At 71.1% G+C, this 15,450-nt stretch carries 15 protein-coding genes; 6 read left to right on the top strand and 9 right to left on the bottom strand.

The features are described 5' to 3' along the window. Positions 1-6: 6 nt before the first annotated feature. Genes ACTMTI_RS17500 through ACTMTI_RS17485 form a run of 4 tightly spaced genes read right to left on the bottom strand, consistent with a single transcriptional unit; the run spans position 7 to position 5,733 of the window. Positions 7-1,833 (bottom strand): amino acid ABC transporter ATP-binding/permease protein, encoded by a 1,827-nt coding sequence (locus ACTMTI_RS17500; protein ID WP_441121415.1) that lies wholly within the window; start codon positions 1,831-1,833, stop codon positions 7-9. Continuing rightward, on the bottom strand, positions 1,830-3,788 hold the full coding sequence (cydD, locus tag ACTMTI_RS17495; protein WP_441121414.1) for a thiol reductant ABC exporter subunit CydD: 1,959 nt from the start codon (positions 3,786-3,788) through the stop codon (positions 1,830-1,832). Before cydD ends, ACTMTI_RS17500 begins: the two co-directional genes overlap by 4 nt. A 6-nt stretch (positions 3,789-3,794) precedes the next feature. Beyond that, positions 3,795-4,559, bottom strand: a complete 765-nt coding sequence (locus ACTMTI_RS17490) for a cytochrome d ubiquinol oxidase subunit II (RefSeq protein ID WP_441121413.1) — start codon at positions 4,557-4,559, stop codon at positions 3,795-3,797. Positions 4,560-4,569: 10 nt separating this feature from the next. After that, positions 4,570-5,733 (bottom strand): cytochrome ubiquinol oxidase subunit I, encoded by a 1,164-nt coding sequence (locus tag ACTMTI_RS17485; RefSeq protein WP_441121645.1) that lies wholly within the window; start codon positions 5,731-5,733, stop codon positions 4,570-4,572. A gap of 86 nt (positions 5,734-5,819) precedes the next feature. On the opposite strand from ACTMTI_RS17485, the gene ACTMTI_RS17480 reads away from it, so the two are divergent. Further along, positions 5,820-6,155 carry a helix-turn-helix transcriptional regulator gene (locus ACTMTI_RS17480; protein ID WP_441121412.1) on the top strand — a complete coding sequence of 112 codons (336 nt, stop codon included), beginning with the start codon at positions 5,820-5,822 and terminating at the stop codon, positions 6,153-6,155. Here ACTMTI_RS17480 and ACTMTI_RS17475 read toward each other — a convergent pair. Then, a complete protein-coding gene (locus ACTMTI_RS17475; RefSeq protein WP_441121411.1) occupies positions 6,147-6,839 on the bottom strand; it encodes a permease prefix domain 1-containing protein in 693 nt (230 codons plus the stop codon). The two genes, ACTMTI_RS17480 and ACTMTI_RS17475, sit on opposite strands and share 9 nt — an antisense overlap. A gap of 103 nt (positions 6,840-6,942) precedes the next feature. Between ACTMTI_RS17475 and ACTMTI_RS17470 the strand changes: the two genes are divergently transcribed. Genes ACTMTI_RS17470 through ACTMTI_RS17460 form a run of 3 tightly spaced genes read left to right on the top strand, consistent with a single transcriptional unit; the run spans position 6,943 to position 8,055 of the window. Continuing rightward, complete coding sequence (locus ACTMTI_RS17470; RefSeq protein WP_441121410.1) at positions 6,943-7,296, top strand: VOC family protein; 354 nt, start codon at positions 6,943-6,945, stop codon at positions 7,294-7,296. Beyond that, complete coding sequence (locus ACTMTI_RS17465) at positions 7,293-7,628, top strand: ArsR/SmtB family transcription factor (RefSeq protein ID WP_441121409.1); 336 nt, start codon at positions 7,293-7,295, stop codon at positions 7,626-7,628. The genes ACTMTI_RS17470 and ACTMTI_RS17465 overlap by 4 nt, the downstream gene beginning before the upstream one ends. Next, positions 7,612-8,055, top strand: coding sequence for an SRPBCC family protein (locus ACTMTI_RS17460; protein ID WP_441121408.1), 444 nt, complete (start codon positions 7,612-7,614; stop codon positions 8,053-8,055). Before ACTMTI_RS17465 ends, ACTMTI_RS17460 begins: the two co-directional genes overlap by 17 nt. Here ACTMTI_RS17460 and ACTMTI_RS17455 read toward each other — a convergent pair. Next, positions 8,052-9,413 carry a pentapeptide repeat-containing protein gene (locus ACTMTI_RS17455; protein ID WP_441121407.1) on the bottom strand — a complete coding sequence of 454 codons (1,362 nt, stop codon included), beginning with the start codon at positions 9,411-9,413 and terminating at the stop codon, positions 8,052-8,054. The two genes, ACTMTI_RS17460 and ACTMTI_RS17455, sit on opposite strands and share 4 nt — an antisense overlap. Before the next feature lie 105 nt (positions 9,414-9,518). Between ACTMTI_RS17455 and ACTMTI_RS17450 the strand changes: the two genes are divergently transcribed. Further along, entirely contained in the window at positions 9,519-11,201 is a 1,683-nt protein-coding gene (locus ACTMTI_RS17450) for an ExeM/NucH family extracellular endonuclease (RefSeq protein WP_441121406.1), read from the top strand. A gap of 161 nt (positions 11,202-11,362) precedes the next feature. Further along, positions 11,363-11,737: a thioredoxin family protein gene (locus tag ACTMTI_RS17445; protein WP_441121405.1), complete on the top strand. Its 375-nt coding sequence runs from the start codon at positions 11,363-11,365 to the stop codon at positions 11,735-11,737. A 46-nt stretch (positions 11,738-11,783) separates the two neighbouring features. On the opposite strand, the gene ACTMTI_RS17440 is transcribed toward ACTMTI_RS17445, so the two are convergent. The 3 genes from ACTMTI_RS17440 to ACTMTI_RS17430 all read right to left on the bottom strand — a co-directional run bounded on the left by ACTMTI_RS17440 (position 11,784) and on the right by ACTMTI_RS17430 (position 15,364). Further along, positions 11,784-12,551, bottom strand: a complete 768-nt coding sequence (locus ACTMTI_RS17440) for an SAM-dependent methyltransferase (protein WP_441121404.1) — start codon at positions 12,549-12,551, stop codon at positions 11,784-11,786. A gap of 201 nt (positions 12,552-12,752) precedes the next feature. Further along, a complete protein-coding gene (locus ACTMTI_RS17435; protein ID WP_441121403.1) occupies positions 12,753-14,090 on the bottom strand; it encodes a class II 3-deoxy-7-phosphoheptulonate synthase in 1,338 nt (445 codons plus the stop codon). Next, positions 14,087-15,364 (bottom strand): FAD-dependent oxidoreductase, encoded by a 1,278-nt coding sequence (locus tag ACTMTI_RS17430; RefSeq protein WP_441121402.1) that lies wholly within the window; start codon positions 15,362-15,364, stop codon positions 14,087-14,089. Before ACTMTI_RS17430 ends, ACTMTI_RS17435 begins: the two co-directional genes overlap by 4 nt. Positions 15,365-15,450: the final 86 nt, after the last annotated feature.

Genomic DNA, 15,450 nt, shown 5'->3' with positions numbered 1-15,450 from the left:
CGAGGACTATCGCCTGGTCAAGGCCTCGGACTCCCACAGGTCGCGGTAGTAGCCCGGCACGGCGACGAGCTCGTCGTGACGCCCCCGCTGGACGACCCGGCCCTCTTCGAGCACCACGACCTCGTCGACCAGCTCCAGCCCCTTGAGCCGGTGCGTCACGAGCAGCGTGGTGCGGTCCCTGGTCACATCGAGCAGGTCGCTCATCAGCCGGTCGGCCGTCTCCTCGTCCAGCGCCTCGGCGGGCTCGTCGAGCAGCAGCACCGGAGGGTCGTACAGCAGTGCCCTGGCCAGGGCCAGCCGCTGCAGCTGCCCGCCAGACACGGTCCTGCCGTCCTCGCCCAGCTCGGTGTCCCACCCGGTCCGCTCGACCCAGCCGTCGAGCCGGGCGTCCCGTACGGCGCGCCGCAACGTCTCGTCGTCGGCCTCGGGACCGGCCAGGCGCAGGTTGTCGCGGAGGGTGGTGCGGAAGATGTACGGGTCCTGGGTGAGGCCGGTCATCAGAGTTCGTACGTCGTCGCCGGCGAGGTCCCGGAGGTCCACCCCATTGATCTGGATATTTCCGGACTCCGGATCCACCAGCCGCATCAGCGCGGCCAGCAACGTACTCTTCCCCGCCCCGCTGGGCCCGACGATCGCCATCCGCTTGCCGGGGGTGAGTCGCAGCGACACGCCATCCAACGCGGGCCGCTCGCCGTCCGCCGGAGCCGCGTCGATGGCGCTGTCACGTGCCGTGGTGGCGTGCGTGGCGCTGCCCCGGGCCGCAGGCATGCGCCGGGTGCCGTCCAGGGCGGGCTGGTGGGCGTCGTGGGGCGGTGTCGAGGCGTCGTCCGCGCCCGGCCGGGCGGTGTGGCGGACCACGAGGTCGTTGATCTCGATGGTCAGCGGGGCCTCCGGCCTGGGCGCGGGTGCGGCGGGTTCAACGACGGCCGGGGCGGCGGAGCGGACCTCGCGCAGCCTCCTGAGCGCCGCCGTGATCCCCGCCATCCGCTCGCCCGCCGCCGCCAACGGCAGCACGGGCTCGAAGGACACCAGGCAGGTCAACGCCAGCACGGCCGTACCGACCGAGCCGACCCCGGCCCCCTGCGCGAGCAGTACGACGGCCGCGACCGTCAGCCCCTGCACCAGCGTGCCCCCGGCCAGGGCGGCGGCGTGGACGCGGGCCTGGCGGCGTTCGAGCGTGGCGAGCGCCTCGTCGGCGGCCATCGCCTTGTCCAGCGCCTGCCCGTCGGCGCCGTACGCGGCCAGGTCGGCGGAACCGTGCACCAGGTCGGCCACCCGGGCGGCCAGCCTCGCCCGTGCGGGGGCGATCCGGGCCGACCAGCGGCGGGCGGCGGCGGCCGTACTCGCGGGCAGCAGCACTCCCGCCACCACCAGCCCGGCCACCAGCACCAGGGCCGCCACCGGCAGGATGGTCAGCCCGATGACGACGGCGGCCAGCCCGGCGATCGCCGCCGCGGCGGCGGGCAGCAGGCAGCGGACCAGCAGGTCCTGTACGGCCTCGGTGTCGTCCACCATGCGGCTGAGCAGGTCGGCGCCGCCGTGACGGGGCTGCTGGGGCGGGATGAGCGCCCGGTAGAGGTTCTCGCGGGTGCCGGCCTGGGCGCGCAGCGCCACGTCATGGCCGGTGAGGCGTTCGGCGTAGCGGAAGACGCCCTTGCTCGTGGCGAACGCGCGGGTCGCCACGATCGCCACGCTCAACGCGGCCAGGGGCGGCTGCTCGGCGGCCCTGGTGATCAGCCAGGCCGCGGCGGCGATCAGGCCGAGCCCGGCCAGGTCGGCCGCCGCCCCCGCCAGCACGGCCCAGACCAGCCGCATCCCCATGCGCCGGTTCATCGCTCGCTCCCCTCAGGCCGCACCGCCACCACCCGATCGGGTTCCTGTCGCCCGCCCCCGCCGGCCCCCGCCGCCGCATCCGAAGACGCCTCGAAGTCGTCTCCGCGTGCAGGGTCAAGACCGTCGTCCCCGCCACCCTTAGCGCCGGGTGCGGGGTCAAGGCCGTTCTCTCCGCCCCCTGGATCGGCGGCACCCGATGGATGGAGGTCCTCGTCATCGGCGCCCGCCTCGGTGGCATCCGACGGGTTCTCGCCAGAGCCCGGCCGGGCGGTGTCCAAGAGTGCGCCGGGGGCCGGGCGCGGGCCGCGGGTCGTGTCGGAGACGATGCGGCCCTCGTGGATGCGGATGACGCGGTCAGCCAGGTCGATCATGGCCGGCCGGTGCGCGACGATGACGGCCGTGCGGTCGTGGGCCAGCTCCGCCGTCCCCGCCACCACCGCGGCCTCGCTGCGCCCGTCGAGCCGGGCCGTGGGCTCGTCGAGCAGCAGCACCGAGGCGTCAGGACGGCAGAAGGCGCGGGCCAGCGCGATCCGCTGCCGCTGCCCGGCGGACAGGTTGGCCCCGCGCTCGCCCACCACCGTGTCGAACCCCTGGGGGAGCCCCGCCACGAAGTCGGCGTGCGCGGCCGCGGCCGCCCGGCGTACCTCCTCCAGAGAGGCGGAGGGCGCCCCCAGCCGGATGTTGTCGGCTACGGACGTGGTGAACAGGTGCGGCCGCTGCGCCACGAACGCCAGCCGCGCCCGCCAGCTCGCCAGGTCCAGATCGCGCAGATCCGTCCCGTCGATGAGGACCCGGCCCTGCGACGGCTGGATGAACCCCAGGATGAGGTGGAGCAGGGTGCTCTTGCCGCCGCCGCTCTCGCCCACCAGGGCGACCCGCTCGCGCGGCCCGATCGTGAGCGTGACGTCCTCCAGCGCGGCGGCGTCCCTGCCGGGGTAGCGGACGCTCACGTTCTCCAGCCGGATCTCCGGCGCGCCGCCGGACGCGGTGGCGCGCCCGGCCCCGGCCACCGCCGCGGGCTCAGGCGCGGAGTCCAGTACGGCGAAGGCCGCGTCGGCGGCGGCCACACCCTCCATGGAGGCGTGGAACCGCGTCCCCATGGCCCGCAGCGGCAGGTACGCCTCCGGCGCCAGCAGCAGCACCAGCAGCGCCGTCGTCAGATCCAGCGACCCGCCGAGCAGCCGCAGCCCGACCGGCACCGCCACCAGCGCCAGGGACAGCGACGCGCACAGCTCCAGCACCAGCGACGACAGGAACGCCACCCGCAACGTCCGCATGGTGGCGCTGCGGTGCGCGTCGGCCACCTGCTGGATGACGGTGGCCTGGTAGCGCGCCCGCCCGAACGCCCGCAGCGTGGGCAGCCCGCGCACCACGTCGAGGAAGTGGCCGCCGAGCCGCGACAGCGCGCGGTACTGGCGCTCGGTCACGGCCTTGGTCGTCATGCCGACCAGCGCGCCGAAGATCGGGATCAGCGGCAGCGTGATCAGCACGATGACCGCGCTCGCGAGATCGGCGGCGAACAGCCGGACGAGCACGGCCAGCGGCACCACCCCGGCCACCGCGATCGCGGGCAGGTAGCCGGTCAGGTAGGCGTCGAGCCCGTCCAGGCCCCGCCCGGTGAGGGTGACCAGCTCGCCGGAGCGGTGTGCGGCCAGCCGTCCGGGCCCGAGCTCGCGCATCCGGGCCAGCAGCCGGTGGCGCAGCGCCGACTTCACCCCGGTAGCGGTGTGCCCGGCGAAGACCCCCTGGGTCCACGCGAGCAGCGCCCGCACGCCCACCACCGCGGCCAGGACGGCCAGGGCGGCGGCGGTGAACCTGCCGGACAGCACCCCGGCCAGCAATTCGGCCTGCACGAGCACGAGCAGCCCCGCCAGCACGGCCGCGGCCATGGTGACGGTCAGGTGGCGGCGTACCGACCGCTCGGCCCGCATGAGCCGCAGGAGATCCTTATGCACGAATCCTCAGAAGAACGACGGGAGCCGGAAGGCGTCCTTCCCTGGGCGGAAAGTGCGCCATACCCATAGTTGCGCGCCCAGCATGATAGGCGCGAACGGAAGGACGATGACACTGAGCACATTCAAGGTAGCCGCGGGCGCGCTGTGGTCCAGCAGGTACGGCATCGCCCCGGCCAGCACCCCCACGGCGGGGAGCGCGGCGACGGCCCCGGAGATCAGCAGGGCGCGCCCCGACCGGGTGGCGCCGAAGTCGCCGGGCGCCCGCCAGGCCAGGAACGTCCACCCGTGGAAGGCGAACAGCATGGTCACGACCACGCCCAGCATCACCCCGAGCGGATGCACCGGCGACGACGTGAACCCGGTGGCCGCCGCGTACAGTGCCATGCCCCAGCCGAACGACAGCCCCAGCGACCCGAACGCGATCATCGCGTCCCAGAACCCGCGCCACCTGGAGCCGTCGAGCCTGCGCCGGAACCACAGGCCGGCGTCGCGCAGGACCCAGCTCAGCAGCATCGCCACCACCACCGGGTACAACCCGAACAGCACCTCCCCTTCGAGCAGCGGATAGACCCCGAACAGCGTCCCAGCGACCGCCACCAGCCACACCTCGTTGGCCAGCACGTACGGCGCCACGGCGGCCACCATGCGGTCGCGGCCCTCCCGCGTCCTGCCCAGCACCGGCAGCAGCAGCCCGACGCCGAGATCGAACCCCTCAAGGGCGAAATAGCCGGCCAGCAGCGTCGCGAAGATGACGAACCAGATCACTTCCATGTCAGCTCTCCTAGAAGCTCATCGCCGGGGTCCGGGACTCATCAGCGGTGGCGCCGAGGTCGAGGTCGCGCGGCCCGCGCCTGACCACCCGCGCGATGAGCACGTAGTCGACGACCGCCAGCAGCCCCAGCACGGCGGCGAACCCGATCAGCGAGGCCGTGACCATGCCCGAGGTCAGCCCCGGTGACATGGCGTCGGCCACGGTCAGCTGCTGCCAGATCATCCACGGCTGCCGCCCGATCTCCCTGGCCAGCCAGCCCATGATCGACAGCACGAACGGCAGCGGCGTCATCGCGATCAGCACCGGATGCGTCCAGCGCCATCGCGGCAGGACACGGATCAGCGGCAGCATCACCAGGAGCACGACGAGCGCCAGCAACTGCCCGAACTCGATCATGATCGCGAGCGGGACCGCCCCTCTGCCGTCGTCGAACTTGCCCTCCTGGATCCCGCCGAACTGCGCGTACCCGAACCCCATCGTGAGGAAGATCCCGAGCGCGGCCACCAGCACGCCGGTCCGCAGCGACCTGGTGAAGAACTCCACCTGGCCGGTACGGCGCCGCAACTGGTACGCGCTGGCCCCCACCAGCACCATCGCCCCCGTGAACAGCCCCGCCCCGATCACATGAGGGAAGGAGAAGACCAGGGTCTTGTTCGTGAGCAGGGCGCCGAAGTCGACCAGTTCCATCCGGCCGCCGCGCACGACGGCACCGGCCGGGTTCTGCAGGAACGAGTTGGCCACCATGATGAAGAACGCGCTCCCGTACGCCGTCAGCGTCACAAGCCAGATGCACGCCACATGCAGCCCCTTGGGCAGCCGGTTCCACCCGAAGATCCACAGGCCCAGGAACGTGGACTCCAGGAAGAAGGCCACCAGCGTCTCCATGGCCAGCGGCGCGCCGAACACGTCGCCCGCGTAGTGGGACAGCCCGCTCCAGGACAGCCCGAACTGAAACTCCATCACCAGCCCGGTCACGATGCCGAGCGCGTAGTTGATGACATAGATCTGCCCCCAGAACCGCGTCATCGCCTCGTGGAGCGGCTTGCCCGACATCGCCCAGCGGGTGTGCATGATCGCCACCAGCGGCGCCAGGCCCAGCGTGAGCACCACGAACAGGAAATGCAGGCTGCCGGTCACCGCGAACTGCGTGCGTGCCAGATCGAGTACGTCCATCACGACTCCGATGTTGTGTCTGTCTACATGTAGATAGCCTACATGTAGACTGGCTACATGCTGACCGGTTGCCTAAGATCTGAGACATGAATCCGGACGCGCTGCGCGGGCACATGGACGCGCTGCTGCTCTCAGTGCTCGAGCGGGAGCCGCTGCACGGCTACGCCATCATCGAGGCGCTGCAGGAGCGCAGCGGAGGCGCGCTGAGCGTGCCGACCGGCACCGTCTACCCGGCGTTGCGCAGGCTCGAGCGCATCGGCTACCTGTCCAGCGAGTGGGCGACGGTGGGCGGCCGCAAGCGGCGCACCTACCGGCTGACGGACGCGGGCAGGAAGCAGCTCGCAGGCGAGCGGACGGCCTGGCGGGAGTTCACCTCGGTGATCGGCAACGTGCTGCGCGCCGAGGCGGCCGCTTCAGGATGACAGCACGGAGGGGCGGTCGAGGCGAGGCAGGGACGCCCGGGTGATGCGCATGCACCGCGTGGCGCCGTAGATCTGCAGTCCCCACATGGCCGAGGTCACCAGGTTGGCCAGGATGGAGGGCAGGAACTCCAGGCTGCTGGCCCCCTCCGTGCCGAAGGTGAGCAGCAATCCGAGCCCGGTGATGATCGGCAGCGAGACCCAGACGAGCACGGCCAGCGACCGCGTCAGCAACCGTGGCCGGTGGATCCACCGGGCGCCCCTGCCCAGTGCGAACAGCGCGAGCCCGCCGTACGCGCCGACGCCGAGCTGGATGATGTCGAGCAGCTGCGAAACCAGCGAATACCACCCCGGCTGGCTCGCCCACACGTCGTCTCCCGGCGGGTACATCCGCCACATCACCGACCACATGAGCACGGTGATCGGCACGCCGACGAGCAGCAGCATCCCCAGCCGCCGCCCCGCGACCGAGGTGAGCTCGGCCTGGTAGCCGGGGGCGATCTCGGCGACGGGCCCGAACTCCGCCACCGCGATCCGCTCCGCCTCCGCCCGCTGGAGGCCGTCCGCCTCGAGCGCGTCGGCGGCGTCGGTCAGGCTGTCGCGCGCCTCGACGACCAGGTCCCGCTTCGGCCCGTGCGGCCCGGCCAGCACGCGGTCGAGCTCGGCCACGTAGTCGTCGATGCGCATGATCCCCAGTGTACGAAGGGTGGCCCTCGGGGGTCACTCCGGGAACTCCCCGATTTTTCCGGGGAGTTGATATGTAGGAAAAAACCTACGTATAGTGGCTCGCATGTCAGTCTCCACAATCCTCACCGTCACCGTGCCCGTCGCCGACCAGGAGCGGGCCCTGGACTTCTACACCGGCGTGCTCGGCTTCGAGGTGCGCACCGACAACCCGTTCCCCATGGGCCGCTGGCTCACCGTCGCCCCGAAGGGAGCCGAGACCGCGCTGCTGCTGGCGTCCTGGTTCCCCGGCATGGCCCCGATCGGCGGCCTGGTGGTGGGCGCGCCCGACCTCGAGGCGCTGGCCGCCCGGCTGCGCGAGCACGAGGTCGCCTTCGAAGGGCCGAGCGACGAGCCGTGGGGCAGGCAACTGCTGTTCCACGACCCCTTCGGCAACGGGTTCGTCGTCAGCCAGATATGACGGCCGACCACGTGTTCACGGCGCTGGCCAACCCGGCCAGACGCGAGCTGCTGCGCCTGCTGCTGGAGGAGGGCGGCCAGCCCGCCGGCCGGCTGGCCGAGCGGTTCGACATGAGCCGGCCCAGCGTGTCGGAGCATCTCAAGGTGCTCAAGGACGCGGGGCTGGTGACCGAGACCCGCAAGGGCAGGGAACGGCACTACCGGCTGGAGGCGGCGCCGCTCATGGAGATCCGCGACTGGCTCACGCCCTACGAACGGTTCTGGCGGGAGAAGCTCGCGAACCTCACGACCCTGCTCGACGAGATGGAAGAAGACGATGGCCCCACAGGCTGAAGACCTGCGAGCGATCAGGCTCGACCAGTTCATCGCGCACCCGCCCGCGAAGGTGTGGCGGGCGCTCACCGACCCCGAACTGGTCGCCAGGTGGCTCATGCCCAACGACTTCAAGCCGGAGGTCGGGCACCGGTTCACGTTCAGGACGGAGCCCAAGAAACAGGTGGGCTTCGACGGGATCGTCCACTGCGAGGTGCTGGAGCTCGAGCCGGAGAAGCTGCTGAAGATCAGCTGGAGCGACGGCAAGCGGGCCGACTGGACGGTCGCCTGGCGGCTGGAGCCGGAAGGCAAGGGCACCAGGCTGTTCCTCGACCACGAGGGCTTCGACCCCGACGACGAGCTCCAGCAGCTCTCCCGGCGCATCATGGGCGGCGGCTGGCGCTCGCGCCACTTCCAGGCCATCGTCGCCATCGTGGCCGAGCTCTAGTCGCGCACGCCCGGGCCGAGCGGGTGGGCGTTCGAGGCCGAGGCCCACGGCACGGCGGCCGCGGCCAGCGCCGCCAGCACCGCGAGCCAGGTCGCCGCCCGGCCCATGCGCATGCCGTACCCGAACAAGAGCCACGACACCGACAGCCACCATCGGTGGCCGGCCCTGCGGCGCATCTCCATGGCGGCGAGGGCGAAGTCCGCCGAGGTGGCGCGGTCGCTGGGGCGTAACCCGGCGTAGAGCGCGGCCAGCCGGTCGGGCGTGACCCCGGGGTCACCGGGGCCCGTCCCGCTGGGCATGCCGTGCATGCCGTGCTCGTCGGCCAGTGCGCTGCGGCGGGAGAACCAGCGCAGCATCGGCCGGCGCAGGCTCACCCGCACACCGCGCGCAGTGAGCGCGAAGGTGCAGTCCTTGACCCGCACCCCGGTGGGATGGGCGAGCCCGGCGAAGCGGCAGGCCGACAGGTCCAGCCCGAACAGCGCCAGGCTGGCCGCCTCCACCTGCCGCAGCGAGGTCAGCGTGGCGGCGCCTCTGCCGGTCACGGTGGCCGGGCCGCGCAGCACCGCGCCCTCCAGGTCGGCCTGCGAGTCGGTGAGCTTCAGCGTGGTCGCGCCGGCGACCGCCACGCCGCGCAGGTCCACGCCGCACCCCGCGACCGTCACGTCCAGCAGGCCGTCGGCACGGGCGCGGGCCACCGACAGCCGGCCGGTGGCCGACAGGTACGCGTCCGCGGCGAAGTGCGCGGCCTCGAACCCGGCGTGCCCGCTGACCTTGCGGAAGGACAGGGTGCGGCCGAAGCGCGCGCCGCGGAAGGCGGCCCCGTCGCCGAGGCGGGCGCCGTCGAAGGTGGCGTACCCGTCGAACCTGGCCCGTTCGCAGGACAGCCCGTGCCCGAAGACGGCCTGGCTGAACACCGCGTCGCGGCACATCACGGCCCGGTCGAGCGAGACGTGCCCGCGCACGGTGACGCCGTGGAAGGACAGCTCGCGGGCGAACCTGGCCTCGGCCAGCGACACGTTGCCCTCGAAGCGGGCGCCGAAGAACGAGGCCAGCCGGTCGAACTTGGCGCCGTCGAGTGACACGTCGCCGGCGAACGTCACGCCCGACAGCCGGACGTCGCCGGTGAACGTGGCCCGGTCCAGCCGGGCCCGCCCCGGCCGGCCGCCGGTGGCCTCCAGGACTCGCGATAACAGGTCGCTGGTGACGGTGGTGCCGCGCAGGTCGAGCAGGCGGCCGGGGAACAGCCGGCCGAGCGCTTCCGGGAGTTGTTCGGGTGACAGGTGTGCCAGGCAGAAGCCGGAGGGACGGTTTGCGATTCCGGTGCAGGCGACCGAATGCGCGCAGGTGACCCAGTCCATGCACAGGTCATACCCGCGACGGCGGTTGTCAAGGTTCGGTGTTTTAATGTTCTATCCACTTTTACGTGGAAAAATGTTGCCAACAATGGCTCTAAAGTTCCGGTCATGCGCGTTTTATCCCGAGCCTCCCTGGCTGCCCTGGTTGCGGTAGCTCTCTCCGCCACCCCGGCGGCGGCCGCCCCTGCCGGCCCCTGTGACACCCCCGCCACCCACCGCGTCGCCCAGGTCCAGGGCAGTGGCGACGCCAGCCCGCTGGCCGGGACGACCGTGCGGGTCGAGGGCGTCGTGACCGCCGACTTCCAGCGGACCGACCAGCTCAGCGGCTTCTTCCTGCAGGACCCGAAGCCCGACGCCGACCCGAAGACCTCCGAGGGCCTGTTCGCGTTCGCGCGCGAGTCGTTCAAGGACGTCAAGGTCGGCGACCGGGTGCTGGTCACCGGCAAGGCCGTCGAGTTCAACGGCTGGACCGAGCTGTCGCCGGTCACCGCCGTGGACGTGTGCGGCACCGGGAGCGTGGCGGCGCGGCCGTACACGCTGCCCTCCGACGGGCTCGAGCCGGTCGAGAACATGCTGCTCACGTTCCCGCAGCCGCTGACCGTCAGCGACCACTACAACCTGGGCCGCTACGGCGAGGTCACCGTGTCCTCGCAGGGCCGGCTGTACCAGCCGACCGACCGGCCCGGCGTGGACGCGGCGCTCGACGCCCGGCGCTCGCTGCTCGTCGACGACGGCTCGAACAGGGAGAACCCCGCCACCCTGCCGCCGATCGTGCGGACCGGCGAGGTCGCCGTCGGCGTCACCGGCGTGCTCGGGTACGGATTCGGCAAGTACCGCCTGCAGCCCACCAAGCCCATCGGCTACACCAACCTCAATCCGCGCCTGCCGAAGCCGTTCCCGGTGATCGGCAACGTCAAGGTGGCCTCGCTCAACACCCTCAACTGGTTCACCACGCTCGGCTCGCGCGGCGCCACCACCGCCGAGGAGCAGCAGCGCCAGCTCGCCAAGCTGGTGGCCGCGCTCAAGGGGCTCGACGCCGACGCCGTCGCGCTCATGGAGATCGAGAACAACGGCCAGACCGCGCTCCAGGCGCTGGTGGACGCCGTCAACGCCGAGGTCGGGGCGGGCACGTACGCGGCGCTCGCGCACCCGTACCCCGGCACCGACCTCATCCAGGTCGGCCTGATCTACAAGCCCGGCAAGCTCACCCCGGTCGGCGCGCCCACGGCCTCGCAGGACCCGGTGTTCAGCCGCCCGCCGCTGATCCAGACCTTCCGCAGGACGAGCGGAAGCCAGCCGTTCACCATGATCGTCAACCACCTCAAGTCCAAGGGCACCTGCCCCTCCGGCGGCCCCGACGCCGACCAGGGCGACGGGCAGGGGTGCTGGAACGCCACCCGCGTCAAGCAGGCCGAGACGCTGCTGGGCATCGTCGCGGACCTGCCGAACCCGATCGTGCTCGGTGACCTCAACGCCTACGGCGAGGAGGACCCCATCGACACCCTCGAGGCGGGCGGGCTGACCAGCGTGACCAAGAGGTTCGTGCCCGCGCCGCTGCGCTACAGCTACCTGTTCGACGGCCGGGCGGGCGAGCTCGACCACGCCATGGTCGGCAAGCAGCTGCTCAAGCGGGTCACCAGCGCGACGATCTGGCACATCAACGCCGACGAGCCGCGCATCCTCGACTACAACACCGAGTACAACCCGCCCGGCCTCTACAAGCCGGACGCCTACCGTTCCTCCGACCACGACCCCCTGATCGTCGGCCTGACCCTGCCGGGCGGCCGCTGATCTTCCCCAGGCGCGGCCCGCTCCGGGCCGCGCCTGCCCTCCACGGCGCGCATTCCGCATGATCGCCGATCATGGGCGGAACGGGGCCGAGCATGGAATGCTGGGAGCGGGTACGTGGTTGACACCCGTGCATTGAAGCGACGAGGAGCGAGGAGCCACGTGTGGCGACGATCGAAGTAACAGAGAAGAACTTCAACGACATCGCCGACAAGGGGATCGTCTTGCTCGACTTCTGGGCCGAGTGGTGCCCGCCGTGCAAGAAGTTCGGGCCGATCTTCGAGCAGGCGTCGGACAAGCACGACGACATCACTTTCGGCAAGATCGACACTGATGCCGAGCAGGGCCTCGCGCAGGGCTTCGACATCACCTCGATCCCCACGCTCATGGCGATCCGCGACGGCATCGTGGTCTTCGCCCAGGCCGGCGCCATCCCGGCTCCGGCGCTCGACGACCTGATCCGGCAGGTGCGGGCGCTCGACATGGACGCCATCAGGGCCGAGCTCGCCGAGGAACTGAAGAAGGCCGGGAACAACTGACGGTCCAGGCCCCGCCCGTCCGGCGGGGCATTACGCGTGCCCGGGGTCAGAGCTTGCGGCCGACCCCCACGTACCCGAAGTCGATGCCGTTGCCAGGAGCGTTCGGATCGTCGGGGCGCCAGCCGTTCGGGTACGTCAGCCCCGGCTCGGCGAGCTCGTAGCCGTCGAAGAAGCGCAGGATCTCCTCGCGGGTCCTGAGGCTGAGCGAGGCCGTGGCCTTCTTGTAGATCTCCAGAGCCTGCGGAGTGGTGTCCGGCGTGCTGTCCACCGCGTGACTGATCACCAGCCGGCTGCCCGGCACGCTGACCTTCCGCAGCTTCGCCACCAGGTCGTAGGCCGGGTCGTCCGGGACGAAGTGCAGGACCGCCAGCATCAGGAACGCCACCGGCCGCCCGAAGTCCACCAGGCCGCCCAGCTTCTCCAGCAGCGCGTCCGGCTCGCGCACGTCGGCCTGGACGAAGTCGACGTTGTCCTTCCTGGCCAGCAGCGCCCTGCCGTGGACGCACACCACGGCGTCGTAGTCGACGTAGACCACGCGCGCCTCCGGCGCGATCTCGTGCGTGTTCCCCTGCGTCGGCAGCCCGGCGCCCAGGTCGACGATCTGCAGCACGCCCTCGTCCACCACGTGCCGCACGGCGCGGCGCAGGAACGCGCGGTTCGCCCGGCAGCCTTCCTTGGTGTTGGGGAACGTCTTCAGGATCTGCTCGGCCGCTGCCCGGTCGGCTGCGAAGTTGTCCTTGCCGTCGAGGTAGTAGTCATACATGCGCGCGACGTTGGGGACGTTGGGGTCCACCCCCTCGGGGGCACTGTCCACGTTTTCTCCCGAAATTTCGCCTCTTTCGGGCGATCATAGTCGCGAAGGCTCTCAATTCACCGGAAACCGTATTAGTCCCATCCGGCTGAGACGCAGATCACTATGGCGCGCCTTTTCGACGTCGGAGCCGGTGAATCGCAGGGCGGAAAAGGGCGGACCGGAACACATTCCGGCCCGCCACGGTCGTACCGAATCGCGGGGTCAGCCGCGGTAGAGCTCCGCCACCCGGAAGGCCAGATCAAGCGACTGGCTGCGGTTGAGCCGCGGGTCGCAGGCCGTCTCGTAGCGGGTGGCCAGGTCGCCTTCGACGATCCCGTGCCCGCCCCCGACGCACTCGGTCACGTCGTCGCCGGTGAACTCGATGTGGATGCCGCCCGGATGCGTGCCGAGCGACCGGTGCACCTCGAAGAAGCCCGCCACCTCGTCGAGCACGTCGTCGAGCCGCCGCGTCTTGTGCCCGCTCGGCGCCTCGAAGGTGTTGCCGTGCATCGGGTCACAGATCCAGGCGACCTGCGCACCGGAGGCGGTGACCTCCTTGACCAGCGACGGCAGGTGCTCGCGGATCTTGGAGGCGCCCATCCTGGTGATGAACGTGAGCCGCCCGGCCTCGTTGTCCGGGTTGAGCCGCTCGACGAGCGCCAGCGCCTCCTGCGGCGTGGTCGTCGGGCCGAGCTTGACGCCGATCGGGTTGCGGATGCGGGCGAAGAAGTCGACGTGCGCGCCGTCGAGCTGGCGGGTGCGCTCGCCGATCCAGACCATGTGCGCCGAGACGTCGTACGGCAGCCCCGTACGCGAGTCGATGCGGGTCAGCGCCCGGTCGTAGTCGAGGATCAGCGCCTCGTGAGAGGAGTAGAACTCGACCGTGTGGAACTCCTCCGGATCGGCGCCGCAGGCGTGCATGAACGCCAGCGCCTGGTCGATCTCCCTGGCCAGCTGCTCGTAGCGGCGCCCGGCCGGCGACTCGGCCACGAAGTCCTGGTTCCAGGCGTGCACCTGGCGCAGGTCGGCGTAGCCGCCCTTGGTGAAGGCCCGGGCGAGGTTGAGCGTCACGGCCGAGGAGTGGTACGCCTTGAGCAGCCGCCACGGATCCGGCCTGCGTGACCCGGGGGTGAACTCGAAACCGTTGACCATGTCGCCGCGGTAGGCGGGCAGCTCGATGCCGTCGCGGGTCTCGGTGGGCTTGGAGCGCGGCTTGGCGAACTGCCCCGCGACCCGGCCGATCTTCACCACCGGCACCTTGCCCGCGTAGGTCAGCACGATCGCCATCTGCAGCAGCGTCTTGAGCTTGTTGCGGACGTTGTCGGCGGTGGCGCCGGAGAAGGTCTCGGCGCAGTCGCCGCCCTGCAGGACGAACGCCTCACCGCGGGCGACGGCGGCCAGCTGCTCCTTGAGCTGGTCGCACTCGCCGGCGAAGACCAACGGGGGCAGGCCGCCGAGCTCGGCGACGACCTTGTCGAGCTCGCCACGGTCGGGCCAGTCGGGCTGCTGCGCCGCGGGGAGGGCTCGCCACGAATCGAGATCCAGAAGATTGCTGCTCACAAGATACGAGGGTATTCCACTGAGTCACCCCCACCGACCCCTGTTGTCCACGTTTTGACCCCGAGCCCGGCAGCTCGATCATGCCTTTTCGTGGCCACGTGCTCGGGGCGCACGCCGTAGCCGAAGAAGCGCGCGGTCAGGCGGGCGAGCGGCGGGATCCGCGACAGGTTCCGCGGCAGCCTCGCCGGGTCGAACTGGCGCTTCAGCGCCCTTTCGATCAGCAGGTTCTGAACCACGCGCTGGGCGGCCTGGGTCACCTTGGTCGGCCGCATGCGCCGCTGTTGCAGCAGACGCAGGGTGGACTCCGGGATGGGCGCGCCCGACCGCAGCGACCCCGCCAGCAGGTTGGCGGTGGCCACCGCGTCCTGTATGGCCAGGTTGATGCCCACCCCGAACACCGGCGACATGGCGTGCGCCGCGTCCCCGATGCACAGGAAACCGGGCCGGTGCCAGCGTCGCAGCCGGTTGATCACGACCGTGAGCACGCTGACGTCGTCGTAGCCGCCGAGCTGCCCGATGCGGTCCCCGAGGAACGGCAGCAGCGCCGCCACCGGCTTGCGGAGCGCGTCGGCGCCCGCCGCCACGAGCCGGTCGAACCCGCCCTTGGGGATCATGTACGCCAGCTGCCAGTAGCTCACCCGGTTGATCGCGACCATCATGTGGCCCCGCGCCACCCGCAGGAAGGTGTCCTCGGGATCGCCCTCCCGCCAGGGCAGCCGGAACCACACCACGTCCATCGGCGCGCCGAACTCCTGCGGCACCAGGCCCGCGCGCTCGCGGAGCACCGACTGCCGGCCGTCGGCCGCCACGGTGAGGTCGGCCCTGATCTCGTGCTCGCCCGACTCGTCGCGATAGCGCAGCCCGCGCACGGCCCCGCCCTCGCGGATCAGGTCGTACGCCTCCGACCTCATCAGCAGCCGGAACCCCGGATACCGCGCGGCGGCCGAGGTCACGATGGAGAGGAAGTCCCATTGCGGGATGAACGCGATGTAGTTATAGGGTCCGGGCAGCGTGCGCAGGCTCGTCAGCCGGACCTCGCCCGTGTCGGTGACCAGGCGCGGCTCGTACAGCTTGCGGTGCGGCAGCTTCAGCACCTCGTCGGCCAGCCCCAGCTCGTCCAGGACCTGAAGCGTGGACGGGTGGATCGTGTCGCCCCTGAAGTCACGCAGGAAATCGGCGTGCTTCTCCAGCAGCGTGACCTCGACACCCGATCTTGCCAGCAGCAGGGCGAGCATCGCGCCCGCCGGGCCGCCTCCCGCGATCACACAAGACATAATTCATCACCCAATGAGATTGTTCCACATCACGGGAAATGAGCAAGGCCCCGCGGCCATCCGACATGCCCGAGCGGCCGAAGTAC

It is taken from the genome of Nonomuraea sp. H19, from assembly GCF_052068215.1.
Lineage (GTDB): Bacteria > Actinomycetota > Actinomycetes > Streptosporangiales > Streptosporangiaceae > Nonomuraea.
This window is presented reverse-complemented; position numbering and strand designations above follow the sequence as displayed.